The sequence below is a fragment of the Kribbella alba genome (assembly GCF_039529635.1).
In the GTDB taxonomy this organism is placed as follows: Bacteria; Actinomycetota; Actinomycetes; order Propionibacteriales; family Kribbellaceae; genus Kribbella; species Kribbella alba.
In genome coordinates this window covers 262,148-278,060 of sequence record NZ_BAAANE010000010.1, presented here as the reverse complement: position 1 = coordinate 278,060, position 15,913 = coordinate 262,148, and the positions used below count along the sequence as shown (strand labels likewise).

Here is a 15,913-nt window from a genome sequence, read left to right as displayed (position 1 = left end):
TGTTGCCCGGGCCTGGTTCGCCGTACGTTTCAAACGCGGGAAACAGGGCCAGCTGGGGACGCTCTGGGGTCGGAGACACCACAGCGATGGGAGAGTTCCTGATGGGTATCACCAGACCGCGTACCCGCGCCAAGACACTTGTGGTCGCAGTTGTCGTGGCGGTGGCAGTCCCCCTGATCGGTCTCGGCGTCTCGGCGGGCCCAGCCGCCGCCGCATCGTCCAAGGGTTGCGAGGGCGGTGGCTACACCGTCCTCGGCCGGGGCCCCGGCTTCACCGGAACCGTCGCCGCACCCGCCGGCCGGTTCCTCGTCCGGGGCAAATACACGCAGTTCGAGGTCGACCCGAAGGACTTCGCGGTCTATGACCAGTCGTTCACGGGGGCTGCCAACCCGCTCGACCAGACCGGCGGCCGGTTCACGCCGATCTACGCCGGCAGGATCCCGGACCACCGCGGCCTCGCCCTCAACAGCGCCATCTCGCTGCAGCTCAAGGACGCCGACCTCGAACTCTCGCGGACTGGCACCGGGCTTTCCATGAAGCTGCAGGCGAAGGACTGCGCCAACGGTGGCATCTTCCAGATGGAGCCCCAGCGCTCCGACGGGACCCGTACCCGCGTCGTGCACCAGTTGGCCGCCAGCGCCTTCTACTACGACAACCCGAACTTCCGGGCCCGGCTCGGCCAGTTCCTCGGCTCGGAGTGCACCAGCGTCCAGACCGGGCCGGCCAGCCGCTTCTGTGTCAGGGTCACCCCCCGGGTGAACATCGGCAATGACGTGTCGCCGGACTTCGCGGTCCGCGACAGCGCCCAGGTCGCGACCCGGATACCCCAGCCCGAGTGCGGTCCGGACTTCACCAACAACCTCGGCCTGGCGGAGACCCGTGACCACTGCGGCGGGATGTCCATCTGGGACGTCGCCAGCGGCGGGCGGATGGGGATGGTGACCGGTGAGGACGCGACCGAGGTCGCCAACCCCCCGACCGTCTGCACCCAGAACTGCCAGGCGCAGAACCAGGTCAAGGGCCGGCTGGTCGTCCTCGATTTCCCGTTCCAGGTACCGGCTGGTAGTCGGCTGACGCCGAGGACCTCGACGGAGGGACTGAACGCACCCCTCACCCCCTGATCCGGCGCCCCTCCCCCCGGGCGCCCCAGACCGCGGCGACCTCCTGGCCGCGGTCCGCACGCCTGGCACAGGCTTCCTGTGCCAGGCGTGTGTCGTCCCGCCGTGCAGCTGCGGCGTAAAGGCGTTGCGCGGCTGGGAGTCGGCGCTGCAAGGTTGTCGAGCAGAATTCTGCTGGTGGCAGACTCCGTCCGTTGCGGTGGCAATTAGGTGACAGAGGCAACGATCCCGGAGGGTGCCGAAGGCGCGGCGGAGCGTGCCGGAACGGGGTGACGGGAGCAAGTTTCCGCCCCCGGCGGCGGCAACTTCCGGCCAACTTCGGAAACTGGCCTTAAATAGTTTGCGGGCCCCAACGGACTCGGCGTACTGTTCTTTCTGCGGCCGAGGTATGGCCGAAAACTTCAACCATAGCGATCGAGCTTGCCGCCCGGTTCGCACACAACGAGAGGAGGTGCCTTGGACATGATCACCAACGTCGCTAAGAAGCCGTTCGGCGCTAGCGCGCTGCTTTGCGTCCCGATCCAGGGCGCCTCGCCGCGCCTGCACGGCGCGACCGTTGTGCTGACGGCCATTGGCTTCGTCCCGGTTCAGGGCGCAGCTATGACCGATGTGCGGTACGGCGGTCAGGGTTCTCGAGCATGGAGTCCACCGGTCTGACGAAAGTCAGCCGGCACCTCCAAGGCCGCGGAACCCGAAAAGGGTCCCGCGGCCCTTTTGTTTGTCAGCCACATGTTTGGCGGCCATCGCCCGGTGGTCGTCACCGACGACAAGAGATCAGCACGACAGTCACTCAGGAGGTGACCGGAATGAGCGTTAGCTTCCTCGATGCATTCACCGAGGTGGCAACTGCGCAGGACCTGCCCTGTCGGTCCTACGCACCAGAACTCTTCTTCGCCGAATCCCCGGCGGATGTCGAGTACGCCAAGTCTCTTTGCACCACCTGCCCGCTGAAGGCCGAGTGCCTGGCCGGAGCGCTCGAGCGTTCCGAGCCGTGGGGAGTGTGGGGAGGCGAACTGTTCGTCCAGGGAGTTGTGGTTCCGCGCAAGCGGCCCCGTGGGCGTCCGCGCAAGTGTGACACCGTAACCGCAGCCTGACGACCAACCCCCGAATCGAGACTTCAAGCCATGACGACCCAGCTTTCACCCAGGAGAATTGAAATGCATTTACTTCAAGAAGATCTTGCTCGTGCTCATTGTCGTTCTAAATTGAACGACGCAGAGCAGAACCGCCGCTTCCGCCTGGCGAACCAGATCGTCAAGGCGCAGAAGACGGCCGAGCGGGCCACCCGACGTGCGGAGAAGGCAAGCGCAAAGGCGCGCCTGACCCTCGCCCGGCTGGTCTGATTCCACCCCGGCTCACCCCTGACCAGGCGAGCCGACGCAAGAACTGAAAGACCGAGGGCCGGCATCCACCGAGGATGCCGGCCCTCGCCAGCTCGCTATCCCTCGAGCAGGGCCTGTTGGATGCGGCCGGATTCGTTCTGCTCGACGGGCACGCCCAGGTAGGTGGCGGTGTGGGCCCGGAAGACGTGGTGGGCCGAGTCGATGATGCCCGAGCCCGGTTGGGAGTAGATCAGCTCGCTCAGCGGGCCCGGTCGCCAGCCGGTCTCCTCCTCGACCTTCCCGGGCTGCGGCTTCGGCCGGCGTCTCACCCGGCTCGACGATGCCCTCCGGCCAGCTCGTGTACTGCGACCGCTGCGCCCGCGAGAACGTCCGCAACCTCAAGGGCAAACTCGACAGCACCTGGTGGTAGGTCAGTCGTCGTGGCCGAAGCCCGGGAGGAACTCCTCGAGCACCGACTTGAACGGCGCCTCGGCCTCAAGCTGCGACAGCACCGCGATGCCGCCGATCCAGACGCGATGGATCAGCAGGTACGACGGGGGCAGGTTGATCTTGAGCGCGAGGGACGCGGTGGGCGAGCGGAAGTCGCCGGTCCGGTTCGCCTGGGCGCGCATCCACGCCCGGCTGAACTGGAACGTCTCTTCCCGAGCCGGCTCGGCGAACGGCGCCAGGTAGTCCATCAGCTGGTCCGGGTCGATGTCCATCCGCGGCTTGATGAAGCCCTCTTCGCGCAGGCCCGCCAGCACCGCCGCGCCGTCGCCGTTCAGCGAGATCCGCAGCAGCCGCCCGATCGCCGGTGGCAGCCCGTCGGGGAGCCGTGCGCAGAGGCCGAAGTCCACCACACCCAGGCGTCCGTCGGGCATCACCCGGAAGTTGCCCGGATGCGGGTCCGAGTGCAGCAACCCGGCCAGCCTGGGTCCGCTGAACATGAACCGGACGTACTTCAGGCCGACCTCGTCCCGCTCGGCCTTGGTGCCGCCGGCGATCACGCCGGACAGCGGCTTGCCCTCGATCCACTCGGACACGATGACCGAGGGGGAGTGCTTGATCACGCGCGGCACGACGAACTCGGGGTGGCCCTTGAAGGCGTCGGCGTACTGCTGCTGGGCCTGGGCCTCGCGGTCGTAGTCGAGCTCCTCGCCGATGCGTTCCTGCAGCTCGGCGACCAGCGGCTTCATGTCGAGCCCGGGCACCAGCGAGCCGAACGTCCGGGCGAACCTGCCCAGCTGCCGCAGGTCTGCTCGCAGCGCTTCGGCGGCCCCTGGGTACTGCAGCTTCACCGCGACCTCGCGGCCGTCCTTGAGGATGCCCCGGTGGACCTGGCCGATCGACGCGGCCGCGGCGGGCAGATCGTCGAACTCCTCGAACCGGTCCCGCCAGCGCTTGCCCAGCTCACGCGACAGGATCGCGTGCACAGTCGAGGCCGGCATCGGCGGCGCGGAGTCCTGCAGCTTGGTCAGAGTCGCCCTGTACGGCGCTGCGAGCTCCTCGGGCATCGCCGATTCCATCAGGCTCAGCATCTGTCCGAACTTCATCGCTCCGCCCTTGAGCTCACCCAGGACGGAGAACAGCTGGTCCGCGGTCCGGCGCTGGAACTCGGCCAGCACGGTCTCGGCGGGAGCACCGCCGATCCGTTTGCCCAGCCCCACGGTTGCGCGGCCCGCGGCGCCGAGTGGCAGGCTGGCCAGTTTCGCGGTGCGGCTCAGCGCTTTGCGGGGGAGGTCGGACACGGTCCCATTCTGTCGGGTTGCGCAAGCGGAAACGACGGAGGGGCGGTGGTGGACCCTGGTGGGTCGCACCGCCGCCCCTACGACTTGGTGCGTCAGGCCTTGCCGAGGATCCGGTTCAGGTTCGTACCGCACTCGGGGCACTTGGCCTTGGCCATGCGCGTGCCCTTGTCGTTGACCTTGACCTCGCCGTCGGCGGTGCGCTTGGCCTTGCACTTGACGCAGTAGAACTCGCCGCTCCAGGTCTCTGCCATGAGGGCCCTCTCCTTGCTTTGAATACCAGCCGAGGCATATAACCCCGGCCGTCGTGGATGCTAACGGCAGGCTGTCCTGCCGTAGGCCGTTCGGCCCAGTCGGGATTCACCCTACGGCAGGCTGGGAGTGACTCAAGCGCAACTCCCGCCTAGCGCGCCGCGTGGAAAAGCCTTTCCGGGCCTTGCTGTGACGTGGCTGAGACACAGAACAGGCTCCCGGTGGTCCGCCTTCGGAACCGCTCGGCTTCCCCTCCGAACGGCCCCGGAGGCGGTCCGGGAGTCTGCTGGAGTTGACGCTGCCAGTCGCCCGCCGTGCTGACAAGACCCGGTTGTCCACCCCTGTGGATAAACCTGTGCGCAAGCTGTGGGGCGCGCCGACGGACGCTGTGGACGAGTGGGGGAAGAGGATGTGAACAAACTTCGTCCACGGTCTCGCCAACAGGCACCTGACCTGCGCAAACGTCAATTCACAGGATGTGGACAGAAAAAAGTTGGCGGATTCGAGGGGGTAGCGTCTGAGGCATGGCCGACTCTCCACCGCGCTCGATCCCGCCGTACGTGGACATCCGCCGCAGCAAGCGGCGCAAGCGGACCGTGAGCGCCTACCGCGACGGTGAGCGGGTGGTCGTGCTGATGCCCGACCGGCTGTCCGCCGCCGAGGAGGCGCGCTGGGTCCAGACCATGCTCCAGCGGCTGGACAAGCAGCGCAGCCGATCCCGCGTGTCGGACGAAAAATTGTTGGCCAGAGCACACGATCTCGCGTGTCGTCACCTGCCTGAAGTGCCCGAACCTGCGTCAGTCAGGTGGGTTTCGAACCAGAACAGACGGTGGGGATCCTGCACTCCGGCGGACCGCTCGATCCGCCTGTCGACCCGATTGCAGTCCATGCCGGCCTGGGTGGTCGACTACGTCCTGGTCCACGAACTCGCTCACCTGGTGGAGCCGTCCCACAACGCGGCGTTCTGGAAACTGGTCCACCGCTACCCCAAGTCCGAGCGCGCCGAGGGGTATCTGGAGGGCATCTCCGCCGCCGCCAACCTGGACCTCGAAGACTTCTAGCGTTGCCTACCCTCGGGGTGGCGTTGGGGCTGGCACCAGGGTGGAGTCGGTGGCTTCCTGCATGGTGGCGCAGCCCTGTGTTCCCGAAGGCTGTTACCCGTGACCAGCGCGGCGTCGGGCCGGGCTGGGAGGGTGCGCCGGAGGCGGGCGCGGAGGGGCAGGAACCACTATGTCCAGGGGACAACTCACGGTGCGGGCGGCACGTTGGAGCGCCACCCACCCGTGGCGGGCGATCGCGATGTGGGTCGCGGTCGTCGTCGCGTGTTTCGCGCTCGGTTCGGTCACGGGGACGAAGCAGTCGGACAACGAGGGCGACATCGGCGAGGTGACCCGGGCCGACAACATCGTGAAATCGGGTGACTTCGCGGATCCGGACGTGGAGAGCGTGCTGATCACGCCGCACTCCGGCGCCTTGGACAGGGCCGAGGCCGACCAGGTGGCCGGCGTCGTGACTCAGCGGATGCGCGCCCTCGGTGGGGTCGCGGAGGTCGCTCAGCCGGTGCTGTCGCCGACCAAGGACGCCCTGATCGTCAGGGTGACCCTGAAGGACGGTGACGACAACCGGGTCCAGCCGCTGCTCGACACCACCGCCAAGATCCAGCAGGAGAACCCGGGCCTGCGGGTCGAGGAGGTCGGCGGCCTGTCGATCGACAAGGCGCTGACCGAGACGCTGGGCAAGGACTTCCAGCGGGCGGAGATGTTCAGCCTGCCGGTGACCCTGGCGATCCTGCTGGTCGCGTTCGGCGCGCTCATCGCGGCAGCCGTGCCGCTGGTGCTCGCCCTGTCGGCGGTGGCCGCAGCGATCGGCCTGTCCGCTGCGGCTTCGCAGCTGATCCCCGCGGTCGACGCGGTGAACAGCGTCATCCTGCTGATCGGTATGGCGGTCGGCGTCGACTACTCGCTGTTCTACCTGCGCCGAGAGCGAGAGGAACGCGCCAAGGGCCGCGGTCACGTCGACGCGGTCGAGATCGCCGCGGCCACCTCCGGCCACGCGGTCGTCGTCTCCGGTACTGCGGTGATCATCTCGATGGCCGGGCTGTTCCTGGCTCGCGACGCCGTGTTCTCGTCCTTCGCGGTCGGCTCGATCCTGGTCGTCGCGGTGGCGGTGGTCGGTTCGCTGACCGTGCTCCCGGCGGTGCTGGCCAAGCTCGGTCGCTGGGTGGACCGTCCGCGAGTCCCACTGCTGTGGCGTCTGACGGCGAACAAGTCCAGGCCGCGCTTCTGGCCGACCATGCTGAAGCCAGCTCTGAAGCACCCGGTCGCCACCCTGCTGGTCTCGGTCACCGCGTTGCTCGCGGTGGCGGCACCCGCACTGGGCATGACCCTGAAGTTCCCCGGGACCGAGGACCTGCCGCGGGACACGGCGGTGATGAAGGCGTACGACCGGCTCACGGCCGTCTTCCCGAGCACCGGCACCAGCCACGAGGTCGCAGTACGGGCTCCTGCGGACCAGCAGGCGGCGGTGAAAGCCGCATTGGCCGACCTGGTCAAGCGGACCCAGAGCGACACCCTGTTCGCGCAGGACGGGTTGGAGGAGCCGCGGGTCTCCAAGGACGGCACGGTGACCGTGCTCGAGGTGGCCACGCCGTACGAGGGCGGTAGCCAGCAGGCGCGGGACTCGCTCACCAAACTGCGCAAGGAGCTCATGCCGCAGACGGTCGGCAAGGTGCCGGGGGCGGTGTACGCGGTCGGCGGGTTCGTGGCGGCTGATGTGGACTATGCCGCGCACACGCGGTCGAAGCTGCCGCTGGTGATCGGGTTCGTGCTGCTGCTGACGCTGATCGTGATGATGGTGACCTTCAGGTCCGTGGTGGTCGCGGTCACCGCGATCGGGCTGAACCTGCTCAGCGCGGGCGCGGCGTACGGGGTGGTGACGGCGGTGTTCCAGAACACCTGGGCCGAATCCATCCTCGACTTCCGGTCGAACGGAGCGGTCGTGTCCTGGCTGCCGCTGTTCCTCTTCGTGGTGCTGTTCGGGCTGTCGATGGACTACCACGTGTTCGTGGTCAGCCGGATCCGCGAGGCCGTACTGCGTGGCGTCCCGACCCGACAGGCCGTTGCCGAAGGCATCACGAGCTCGGCGGGTGTGGTCACGAGCGCGGCGGCCGTGATGATCGGAGTGTTCGCGGTCTTCGCCACCTTGAGCACGCTGGACATGAAGCAGCTGGGCGTGGGGCTGGCGGTGGCGATCCTTATCGACGCGACCATCATCCGCGCGGTTGTCCTACCTGCTGTGATGATCCTGCTCGGCGACGCCAACTGGTGGGCCCCGAAGTGGCTGCGCGGCAACAACGCCAAGCACGCCGCCACCCCCACCACCGCCCCGGAGGAGGAGCGCGAACTGACCCCCGTCGGCTGACAACACCCCGTACTACGCGCATCGCCCCGCCGGGCAGTTCCGGGTGGGGCGATGCGCGTTGCGACTCAGGTGGCTGGTTCGAAGCGGACAGTCAGACCTTTGGCGACGGGCGTGTTGCTGCCCTTGGCGACGTCGTCGGCCGACATGAGGACGTTGGTTTCCGGGTAGTACGCCGCTACGCAGCCGCGGGCGGTCGGGAAGGACACCAGTCGGTAGCCGGCCGCCCGGCGCTCGACGCCGGCGAACTCGCTGACGATGTCCACGCGCTGGCCGTCCTTCAATCCCAGCTCGGCCAGGTCGTCCGGGTTCACGAAGACCACCTCGCGGGTGCCGTCGATGCCGCGGTAGCGGTCCTGCAGCCCGTAGATCGTGGTGTTGAACTGGTCATGGCTCCGCATCGTCTGCAGCAACAACCGGCCGGGCTCGGTCGGCAGCCAGGACAGGTCGTTCGCGCTGAACTGCGCCTTCGCGTCAGAGGTCTTGAACTCGCGGCGATCCCGGGCGGCATGGTCGAGCAGGAACCCGCCGGTGGCCCGCAGGCGCTCCTCGAAGTTCTCGTACCCGTCGGCGACCCGGCCGATCCGATGCCGGATCAAGCTGTAGTCGGCAGCGAAATCGGCCCACGGGATCTCGCCGACCTCGGGCACCACGAGGGCCGCGATGCCGCAGACGATGCCGATCTCCGACTTCAACTCCGGTGCCGGGGGCAACAGGTTCCCGGTGGACAGGTGCACCGCGCCTTGGGAATCCTCCACTGTGACCGACTGCGGGCCGTTCGGGGTGCGGTCGTGATCGGTCCGCCCGAGCGTCGGAAGGATCAGCGCCTCCCGTCCGGTGACCGTGTGCGAGCGGTTCAGCTTGGTGGACACGTGCACCGTGAGGTCGCACTCGCGAAGCCCCTGGTGCACAACGGCGGTGTCCGGGGTCGCCATCGCGAAGTTGCCGCCCATCGCGAAGAACACCCGGACCGAGCCGTCGCGCAACCGTCGTACCGTGTCGGTCGCGTCGATGCCGTGGTCGCGCGGCGAGGTGAAGGCGAACTCCGCGTCCAGCTTGTCCAGGAACTCCTCCGGCATCTTCTCCCAGATGCCCATGCTGCGGTCGCCCTGCACGTTCGAGTGGCCGCGCACCGGGCACGGGCCGGCGCCGCGCTTGCCGATGTTTCCCTGCAGCAGCAGGACATTGACGATCTCGGTGATGGTGGCAACGGCCTCACGATGCTGGGTCAGACCCATCGCCCAGCAGATCACCGTCGCCTTGGACTTGATGAAACGCTGGGTGAACTCCTCGATCTCGGCGCGCGTCAGTCCCGTCGCCAGCTCGACCGCGGGCCAGTCCAGCTCGTCGTTGTGCTTGGCGTAGAGCTCGAACCCGCTGGTGTGCTGCTTGATGAAATCCAGGTCCACCACGGTGCCGGGCGCGGCGGCCTCGGCCCGGAGCAACAAGTGGCCGACGGCAAGGAAGAGGGCCTGGTCGCCGCCGATCCGGATCTGCAGGTGCTGGTCCGCCAGCGCGGTGCCCTTGCCGATCCAGCCGGAGGGGCGCTGCGGGTTCTTGAAGTTCATCAGGCCCGGCTCGGGCAGCGGGTTGACCGAGACGATGTCGGCACCGTGCTTCTTCGCGATCTCCAGGTGGCTGAGCATCCGGGGTGCGTTCGTGCCGGGATTCTGACCGACGACGACGATCAGCTCGGCCTCTTCGAGCATCTCGAGCGTGACGGCGCCCTTGCCGCTGCCGATCACCCGCGACAGCGCAGTACCGGATGATTCGTGGCACATGTTGGAGCAGTCGGGGAGGTTGTTCGTGCCGTAGGCGCGGACGAAGAGCTGGTAGAGGAAGGCAGCCTCGTTGCTCGTCCGGCCGGAGGTGTAGAAGACGGCGTCGTCTGGGTTGTCGAGCGCTTGCAGGTGACGGGCCACGACGTGGAAGGCCTCGTCCCAACCGACCGGCTCGTAGTGGTCACTGCCGGCCCGGAGCAGCATCGGCTCGGTGATTCGGCCGAGCTTGCCGAGCTCGTACTCCGAGATCTGGTTCAGCTGGTCGATCGAGTGGTCGGCGAAGAACGCGCGCGGCACTCGTTTACGGGTGGCCTCCCAGGCGACCGCCTTGGCGCCGTTCTCGCAGAACTCGGCGGCGTGCTTACGCTTGGAGTCGGGATCGGGCCACGCACAGGACGGGCAGTCGAAGCCGCCGTCCTGGTTCATCTTCAAGAAGACCTTGCCGGTTCTGGCCGGTCCCATCTCGCGGAAACCGAACTTGAACGACGAGAGCACGGCGGGGACGCCGGCGGCCTTCTTCTTCGGCTGTTCGATGTCGACCATGGTTCAACAATAAATGTTCTATCAGTCGAAGCCGGTTTGATAGGCGTCGGTGTGGCTGGGTGGTGTCCCGCCCCATCCGACCGGCGAGCACTATGTAACGCGATCCCATAGTGCGACCATCCAAGGATTTCTAGAGTCCTCGGCCATGGAGACCCGACGAGCACTTGTCACCGGAGCCGCGTCCGGCATCGGCGCAGCCTGCGCCCAGCGCCTGGCCGCCGACGGTGTCCAGGTCATCGCGGTCGACTACGACGCCGAGGGCCTCGCCCGGCTGTCCTCGGACCGGATCGAGCCGGTCACGGCCGATCTCGCCGAGCTGGACAGCCTCGGCGACCTGCCGACCGACGTCGACATCCTGGTGAACAACGCGGGCGTGCAGCAGGTCGCCCCGGTGGAGCAGTTCCCGCCGGAGCGGTTCGGCTACATCCTGCGGCTGATGCTGGAGTCGCCGTTCCGGCTGATCCGCCAGACCCTTCCCCACATGTACGGCCGCGGCTGGGGCCGGGTGATCAACATCTCCTCGGTTCACGGGTTGCGGGCGAGCCCGTTCAAGGCGGCGTACGTCGCGGCCAAGCACGGGCTGGAGGGCCTCAGCAAGGTGGTCGCACTCGAGGGCGCGGCGCACGGGGTCACCAGCAACTGCGTCAACCCGGCGTACGTCCGGACCCCGCTGGTCACCGCGCAACTGGCCGACCAGGCAGCCACGCACGGGCTGACCGAGGCGGAAGTGCTCGACAAGGTTCTGCTCGACCCGGTCGCGGTGAAGCGGCTGATCGAGCCGGCCGAGGTGGCCGAGCTGGTCGCACTGCTGTGCGGCCCCGCCTCGGCTTCACTCACGGGGAGCTCACTCGTCCTCGACGGCGGCTGGACCGCCCACTAAAGGAGCTCAGAATGTCCACCTCAACACAACCCGTCCGGACGAAGACCCCGATCGCGAGGGTCGTCGGTGCCAGCCTGATCGGCACCACCGTCGAGTGGTACGACTTCTTCCTGTACGGCGTCGCCGCGTCCGTCGTGTTCGGCGATCTCTTCTTCCCCAAGGGAGAGCAGCTCACCGGCACCCTGCTGAGCTTCGCCACCTTCGCCGTCGGGTTCTTCGCCCGGCCGATCGGCGGCGTGGTGTTCGGCCACTTCGGTGATCGCCTCGGCCGCAAGAACCTGCTGGTGCTGTCCCTGCTGATGATGGGGCTGGCAACCTTCGCCATCGGGTTGCTGCCGACCTATGCCCAGGTCGGTGCACTCGCGCCCGTCCTGCTGACCGTTCTGCGGCTCATCCAGGGATTCGCGCTCGGCGGCGAGTGGGGTGGCGCAGTACTGATCGTGTCGGAGCATGGTGATCCCAAGCGGCGCGGATTCTGGTCGTCCTGGCCGCAGGCGGGAGCACCCGCGGGCCAGCTGATCGCCAACGGCGTACTGGCTGGGCTGGCCGCGTTCCAGAGTGACGCGGACTTCAACAGGTGGGGCTGGCGGATCCCGTTCTTGCTGTCGGCCGTGCTGGTGCTCGTCGGGCTCTGGGTCCGGCTGCGGATCGAGGAGTCGCCGTTGTTCAAGCAGGCCCGGGCCAAGCAGGAGCCGACGGACAAGCTCCCGTTCATCGAGGTGATCACCAAGTACCCGAGGGAAGTGCTGACCGCGATGGGCGCCCGGATGGCGGAGAACGTCAGCTACTACATCTTCACGATCGTGATCGCGACCTACGCCAAGGAGCACCTGGGCCTGGGCAAGTCGTTCGCGCTCAACGCAGTACTGATCGGCGCCGCGATCCACTTCTGCGCGATCCCGTTGTGGGGCGCCTTGTCCGACCGGATCGGGCGCAAACCCGTCTATCTGTTCGGCGCGGTCGGCGTCGGGGTCTGGGCCTTCGTCTTCGTCGCCCTGGTGGACACGAAGAACTTCGCCCTGGCCGCCCTGGCGGTCACCGTCGGCCTGGTCCTGCACGGCGCGATGTACGGGCCACAGGCATCCTTCTTCACCGAGCTGTTCGGCACCCGGGTCCGCTACTCCGGCGTCTCGGTCGGCTACCAGCTCGCCTCGGTCGTCGCCGGCGGCCTGGCTCCGTTCATCGCGGTCGCCCTGCTGAAGGCGTACGACTCGGGCTTCGCGATCGCCGTGTACGTCGCGGTCTGCGCGGTGATCTCGATCATCGCCGTCACCTCGTACGGCGAGACCGGCCGGCGCGACCTCGCCACCGTCTGACCCAGCACTCAAGACCCTGCGTCCGAAGAACCGCGGGGCGGGACCCCCGGTTCTTCGGACGCAACTGGTGGGGGTGGCATGATCGCGGAGATGGAGGAACTGCTGCGGTTGCTGGCGGAGGATGCGCCGGGCAACGAGCTGTCCCGGGCCGCGAGGTCGGACCCGGTGGCACGGGAGCTGGCATTGCGGATCCGGGCCGGGATGGACGCGAGCAAGAAGCGCGAGGCCGAGCTGTCCGCCCTGGTCGACGTGGCCCGCGAACTCGCCTCCGCCCGCGATCCCGGTGGCGTCCTGGACACGATCGTGCACCGGGCCCGGACCCTCATCGGCACCGACGTCGCGTACCTCACCCTGTACGACGCCGCGCAGGGTGACACGTTCATGCGGGCAACAGACGGGTCCGTCTCGGCCGCCTTTCAGCAGCTGCGCCTTCCCCTCGGAGCCGGTCTCGGTGGGCTGGTCGCCGAGACGCACAAGCCGTACTGGACGGCCGACTATCCGGGCGACCGGCGGTTCCGGCACACCTCGCCGATCGACAGCGCGGTCGGGGAGGAGGGACTGGTCGCGATCTGCGGTACTCCGCTCATCGTCGACGGCGCCTTCGTCGGAGTCCTGTTCGCCTCCAACCGGACCCGCAGACCGTTCAGCCGCGAGGAGGTCTCGCTGCTGGGATCCCTTGCCGCTCTGGCTGCCGTGACGATCGTGCAGGTGCGGGCGGCGGCCGAAACAGCGGCCGCGCTCGATCAGTTGTCCGAGGCGCACGCCGGGGTCGAACATGCCGCGGCAGCCCACGACCGATTCGCCGAGATCGTCTTGTCCGGTGGAGACGTCGACGCCATCGCTGCCGCACTCGCCGAGCTGCTCGGGGTCTGGGTCGTCCTGGTCGATGCCACGGGCAACGAATTGGCAGCGGCCGGAGAGGCCGACCACCCTCCGGTGCCCTGGGCACAGTCACCGGAGTCCGGCCGGCTGACGCGGATCGGCGACTGCTGGGTCGTCGCCGCGACGGCAAAAGGCGAACGACTCGGCGCTCTGGTCATCGGTGGCGTCGGCGAACTGTCCGGCGCGGACCAGCGCATCGTGGAACGCGCCGCAGTGGTCACCGCGCTGGTCCTCCTCTTCCGCCGGCAGGCAGCCGAGCAATCCCGACGCGCGCAGGCAGACGTCCTCGCCGACGTCCTGAGCGGAACAACCGACCCCAGAGCACTGGCCGACCGTTTCCGCCTGCTTGGCCGCCAGAAGGAGCTCCCCAAGCAGGTGGTGGTCGCCGTCTGCCGGGGCGACCACTCCGGAGTACTGGCTCGCCTCAGTGCGCCGCTGCAGGACAAGCTCGCCCTTGCAGGCCCGTACGCCGGGGACCTCGTGCTGCTGGTTGCTGGGTCGGACGCGCCCAAGGTGTCACGCGAACTGGCGGAGGTAGCCCGGCGTACGGGCGTGACGATCGCAGCTACTGGTCCCGCCAGTTGGGGCCAAGCGCTGGTCGAGGCGCATCAGCAAGCGGCGCGGCTGGTCACAACCATGCTTCGACTCGGGCGGTCGGGGCAGTCAGCCACACCGGATGATCTAGGTGTAGCTGGGCTGGTGGGTGCCGGTGAGGTCGACATTCAGGCTCACATCGATCACGTGCTCGGTGCTGTCGTCAGCTACGACACCCAGCGAGGCACGGACCTGATCGGGACCCTGGAGGCGTACTTCTCGGCAGGCCAGAGCCCGACAAGAGCGGCCACTGCGCTGCACATCCATCCGAACACCGTGCAGCAGCGGCTGGACCGAATCACTGCCCTGCTTGGCGATAACTGGCAGCTGCCGGAGCGCGCTCTCGACGTACAGGTCGCTCTCCGACTGCTAAAGGCCCTCAGGGGCTGAACGGGCGTTCGCGGCCCTCAAGCTCGGCCTGCTGGCCCCCGAGGCCTAGTGTTCCCGCATGGAGGATCGGCGAGTCGTAGTACTGGTTGTTCCGGCGGAGGGGACGTGGGCTCCACCCGGACGGTCGATGGATGCCTGGCGTCTGGCTCTTGCCGAGGACACGTATGAGGTGCTGGCGTCGTTGGACCGTGTGGAGGTCGCCGTGGCCGTGATCGGCGGTGACCAGTCGGCCCTGCCTGGGATCGCCGCACTGACCTACCCAGGCACGCCGGTCTACGCCGCGGGCTCCGTCCTCGACGCGGTCGCGAAGGCGGGCCCGGCAGCCGCGGTCGTAGCGGTCAGCCACGACGCGCCCGATCTCCCGGGTCTCCTGATCGGCAAGCTCTTCCGCGCTCTGTCCTCCGCCGACATCGCCGTCTGCCCGTCCGAAGACGGCTCCCTGGTAGCCATCGGCGTCAACGTCCCCGTCGCGCCCTGGGTGTCGGTGGACCTGGGCTTCGACACGGGACTGGCCGAGTTGGAGCGGACGAAGCCTCGGCGGCATGCGGTGGCGGTTGGTCCTGGCTGGCACAGATTGCGATCAGGCGGTGACCTTGCGCGACTGGATCCCGGCCTGGAGGGCTGGGATGCGACCCGCTCGATACTTCGCGGTGCCTGAGCCGTCACCTTCTCCGGTTCGGCTCGTTTCATCTGGCAGTGGGACCTCGGGGGTGTCCACGGAGGCCGTCGTCGCGACTGGCCTGTCGGTGCCGTTCAGGGGCGGTGAGACCGGCAGCAGCCAGGGAGGTGGGGGAGCGACGACGGCCCGGGGCCGCGTGCGGACGTGTGCGGACCGAACTTCAGGGATCGGTCCGCACACCCCGGCCGCGATCAGGCAGCGATGATGCCGTACTTGATCAGTTCCTTCTCCACCAGGTGCAGGCCGTGCTGGCCCGGCAGCGCGTCGATCTTCGCGTCGATCCGGCGCACCTCGGCCAGACCCTCCTCGCCGCCGTACAGGTAGTTGAGCATGTGCTTCACCTCGGGCGCCGGCATGATCGTCGAACCGACGATGCCCCACGCCTTGTTCAGCGCGAACCGGGCGATCCGTTGTGCCTTCCGGCTGCGCTCCAGCCGGTCGCGGGCCTGGCTGTTGTAGAACGCGACGTGCCGCGTCTCCTGCTTGGCGATCCGCTTCAGGATCTCCGTCAGCACCGGGTGGTTCTCGGACCCGATCAGCCGCGTGTACGCCGAGTGCGCGCACCACTCGTTGATCGCACCCCAGGCCATGTGGGTGGCGATGAAGTCCTCGCCGATGATGTTGGCCAGCAGCGACTGGCGGATCGGGGCGAGCCGGTCCTTCCAGCCCAGCCGGCTCCGGACCGCCTTGGTGCGGTCAGGACCGGTCGGGACGCCGTGCCGTTCGAGGATCTCGTCCAGCACCTCGCCGTGCCAGTACTCCTCGAGGTTCCACATCGTCAGGAAGACGGTGACCTCGGGGTCGGCGTGCGACGGGGTAACGAGCAGATCGCGCAGGTAGCAGACCGTGTGCGTCTCGACATCGCTCATGTAGCTGAGGCACCGCAGGGCGTCCTCGGACAGAGGCTGGGTCTCGAACGAGGTCAGGTCGAGATCGTCCCAGCGGATTCGGCTGGAAGTCTGGGCGTACTGATCGATGTCGAAGCTCACGGAGA

The 15,913-nt window shown here is 68.0% G+C and carries 15 protein-coding genes; 10 read left to right on the top strand and 5 right to left on the bottom strand.

Annotation, left to right across the window (positions count from 1 at the left end; translation table 11 throughout):
• Positions 1-101: 101 nt before the first annotated feature.
• The 4 genes from ABD210_RS28455 to ABD210_RS28440 all read left to right on the top strand — a co-directional run bounded on the left by ABD210_RS28455 (position 102) and on the right by ABD210_RS28440 (position 2,461).
• Positions 102-1,121 (top strand): hypothetical protein, encoded by a 1,020-nt coding sequence (locus tag ABD210_RS28455; RefSeq protein ID WP_344115538.1) that lies wholly within the window; start codon positions 102-104, stop codon positions 1,119-1,121.
• A gap of 459 nt (positions 1,122-1,580) precedes the next feature.
• The gene (locus tag ABD210_RS28450; protein WP_344115536.1) at positions 1,581-1,775 is read left to right on the top strand and encodes a hypothetical protein; all 195 of its coding nucleotides are present in this window, start codon (positions 1,581-1,583) and stop codon (positions 1,773-1,775) included.
• Between the two features lie 149 nt (positions 1,776-1,924).
• Complete coding sequence (locus tag ABD210_RS28445; RefSeq protein WP_132193680.1) at positions 1,925-2,212, top strand: WhiB family transcriptional regulator; 288 nt, start codon at positions 1,925-1,927, stop codon at positions 2,210-2,212.
• A gap of 30 nt (positions 2,213-2,242) precedes the next feature.
• The gene (locus tag ABD210_RS28440; protein ID WP_344115532.1) at positions 2,243-2,461 is read left to right on the top strand and encodes a hypothetical protein; all 219 of its coding nucleotides are present in this window, start codon (positions 2,243-2,245) and stop codon (positions 2,459-2,461) included.
• 95 nt (positions 2,462-2,556) lie between these two features.
• On the opposite strand, the gene ABD210_RS28435 is transcribed toward ABD210_RS28440, so the two are convergent.
• From ABD210_RS28435 to ABD210_RS28425, 3 genes are all read right to left on the bottom strand, one after another.
• Entirely contained in the window at positions 2,557-2,769 is a 213-nt protein-coding gene (locus ABD210_RS28435; protein WP_344115530.1) for a hypothetical protein, read from the bottom strand.
• 102 nt (positions 2,770-2,871) lie between these two features.
• The gene (locus tag ABD210_RS28430; RefSeq protein ID WP_344115528.1) at positions 2,872-4,188 is read right to left on the bottom strand and encodes an ABC1 kinase family protein; all 1,317 of its coding nucleotides are present in this window, start codon (positions 4,186-4,188) and stop codon (positions 2,872-2,874) included.
• Between the two features lie 92 nt (positions 4,189-4,280).
• Complete coding sequence (locus ABD210_RS28425) at positions 4,281-4,439, bottom strand: DUF5679 domain-containing protein (RefSeq protein WP_012922897.1); 159 nt, start codon at positions 4,437-4,439, stop codon at positions 4,281-4,283.
• 522 nt (positions 4,440-4,961) lie between these two features.
• Here ABD210_RS28425 and ABD210_RS28420 point away from each other — a divergent pair.
• On the top strand, positions 4,962-5,498 hold the full coding sequence (locus tag ABD210_RS28420) for a M48 family metallopeptidase (RefSeq protein WP_344115526.1): 537 nt from the start codon (positions 4,962-4,964) through the stop codon (positions 5,496-5,498).
• A gap of 169 nt (positions 5,499-5,667) precedes the next feature.
• On the top strand, positions 5,668-7,857 hold the full coding sequence (locus ABD210_RS28415; RefSeq protein ID WP_344115524.1) for an MMPL family transporter: 2,190 nt from the start codon (positions 5,668-5,670) through the stop codon (positions 7,855-7,857).
• A 65-nt stretch (positions 7,858-7,922) separates the two neighbouring features.
• Here ABD210_RS28415 and ABD210_RS28410 read toward each other — a convergent pair whose 3' ends face one another.
• A complete protein-coding gene (locus tag ABD210_RS28410) occupies positions 7,923-10,178 on the bottom strand; it encodes an FdhF/YdeP family oxidoreductase (protein ID WP_344115523.1) in 2,256 nt (751 codons plus the stop codon).
• 145 nt (positions 10,179-10,323) lie between these two features.
• Here ABD210_RS28410 and ABD210_RS28405 point away from each other — a divergent pair, with 145 nt between their 5' ends.
• The 4 genes from ABD210_RS28405 to ABD210_RS28390 all read left to right on the top strand — a co-directional run bounded on the left by ABD210_RS28405 (position 10,324) and on the right by ABD210_RS28390 (position 14,898).
• The gene (locus ABD210_RS28405) at positions 10,324-11,058 is read left to right on the top strand and encodes an SDR family NAD(P)-dependent oxidoreductase (protein WP_344115521.1); all 735 of its coding nucleotides are present in this window, start codon (positions 10,324-10,326) and stop codon (positions 11,056-11,058) included.
• An 11-nt stretch (positions 11,059-11,069) separates the two neighbouring features.
• On the top strand, positions 11,070-12,374 hold the full coding sequence (locus tag ABD210_RS28400; protein ID WP_344115519.1) for an MFS transporter: 1,305 nt from the start codon (positions 11,070-11,072) through the stop codon (positions 12,372-12,374).
• 78 nt (positions 12,375-12,452) lie between these two features.
• Entirely contained in the window at positions 12,453-14,240 is a 1,788-nt protein-coding gene (locus ABD210_RS28395; RefSeq protein WP_344115517.1) for a helix-turn-helix domain-containing protein, read from the top strand.
• Between the two features lie 58 nt (positions 14,241-14,298).
• Positions 14,299-14,898: a glycosyltransferase family protein gene (locus ABD210_RS28390; RefSeq protein WP_344115515.1), complete on the top strand. Its 600-nt coding sequence runs from the start codon at positions 14,299-14,301 to the stop codon at positions 14,896-14,898.
• A gap of 212 nt (positions 14,899-15,110) precedes the next feature.
• On the opposite strand, the gene ABD210_RS28385 is transcribed toward ABD210_RS28390, so the two are convergent.
• Positions 15,111-15,908, bottom strand: a complete 798-nt coding sequence (locus ABD210_RS28385) for a ferritin-like domain-containing protein (RefSeq protein ID WP_344115513.1) — start codon at positions 15,906-15,908, stop codon at positions 15,111-15,113.
• Between the last annotated feature and the right edge of the window lie 5 nt (positions 15,909-15,913).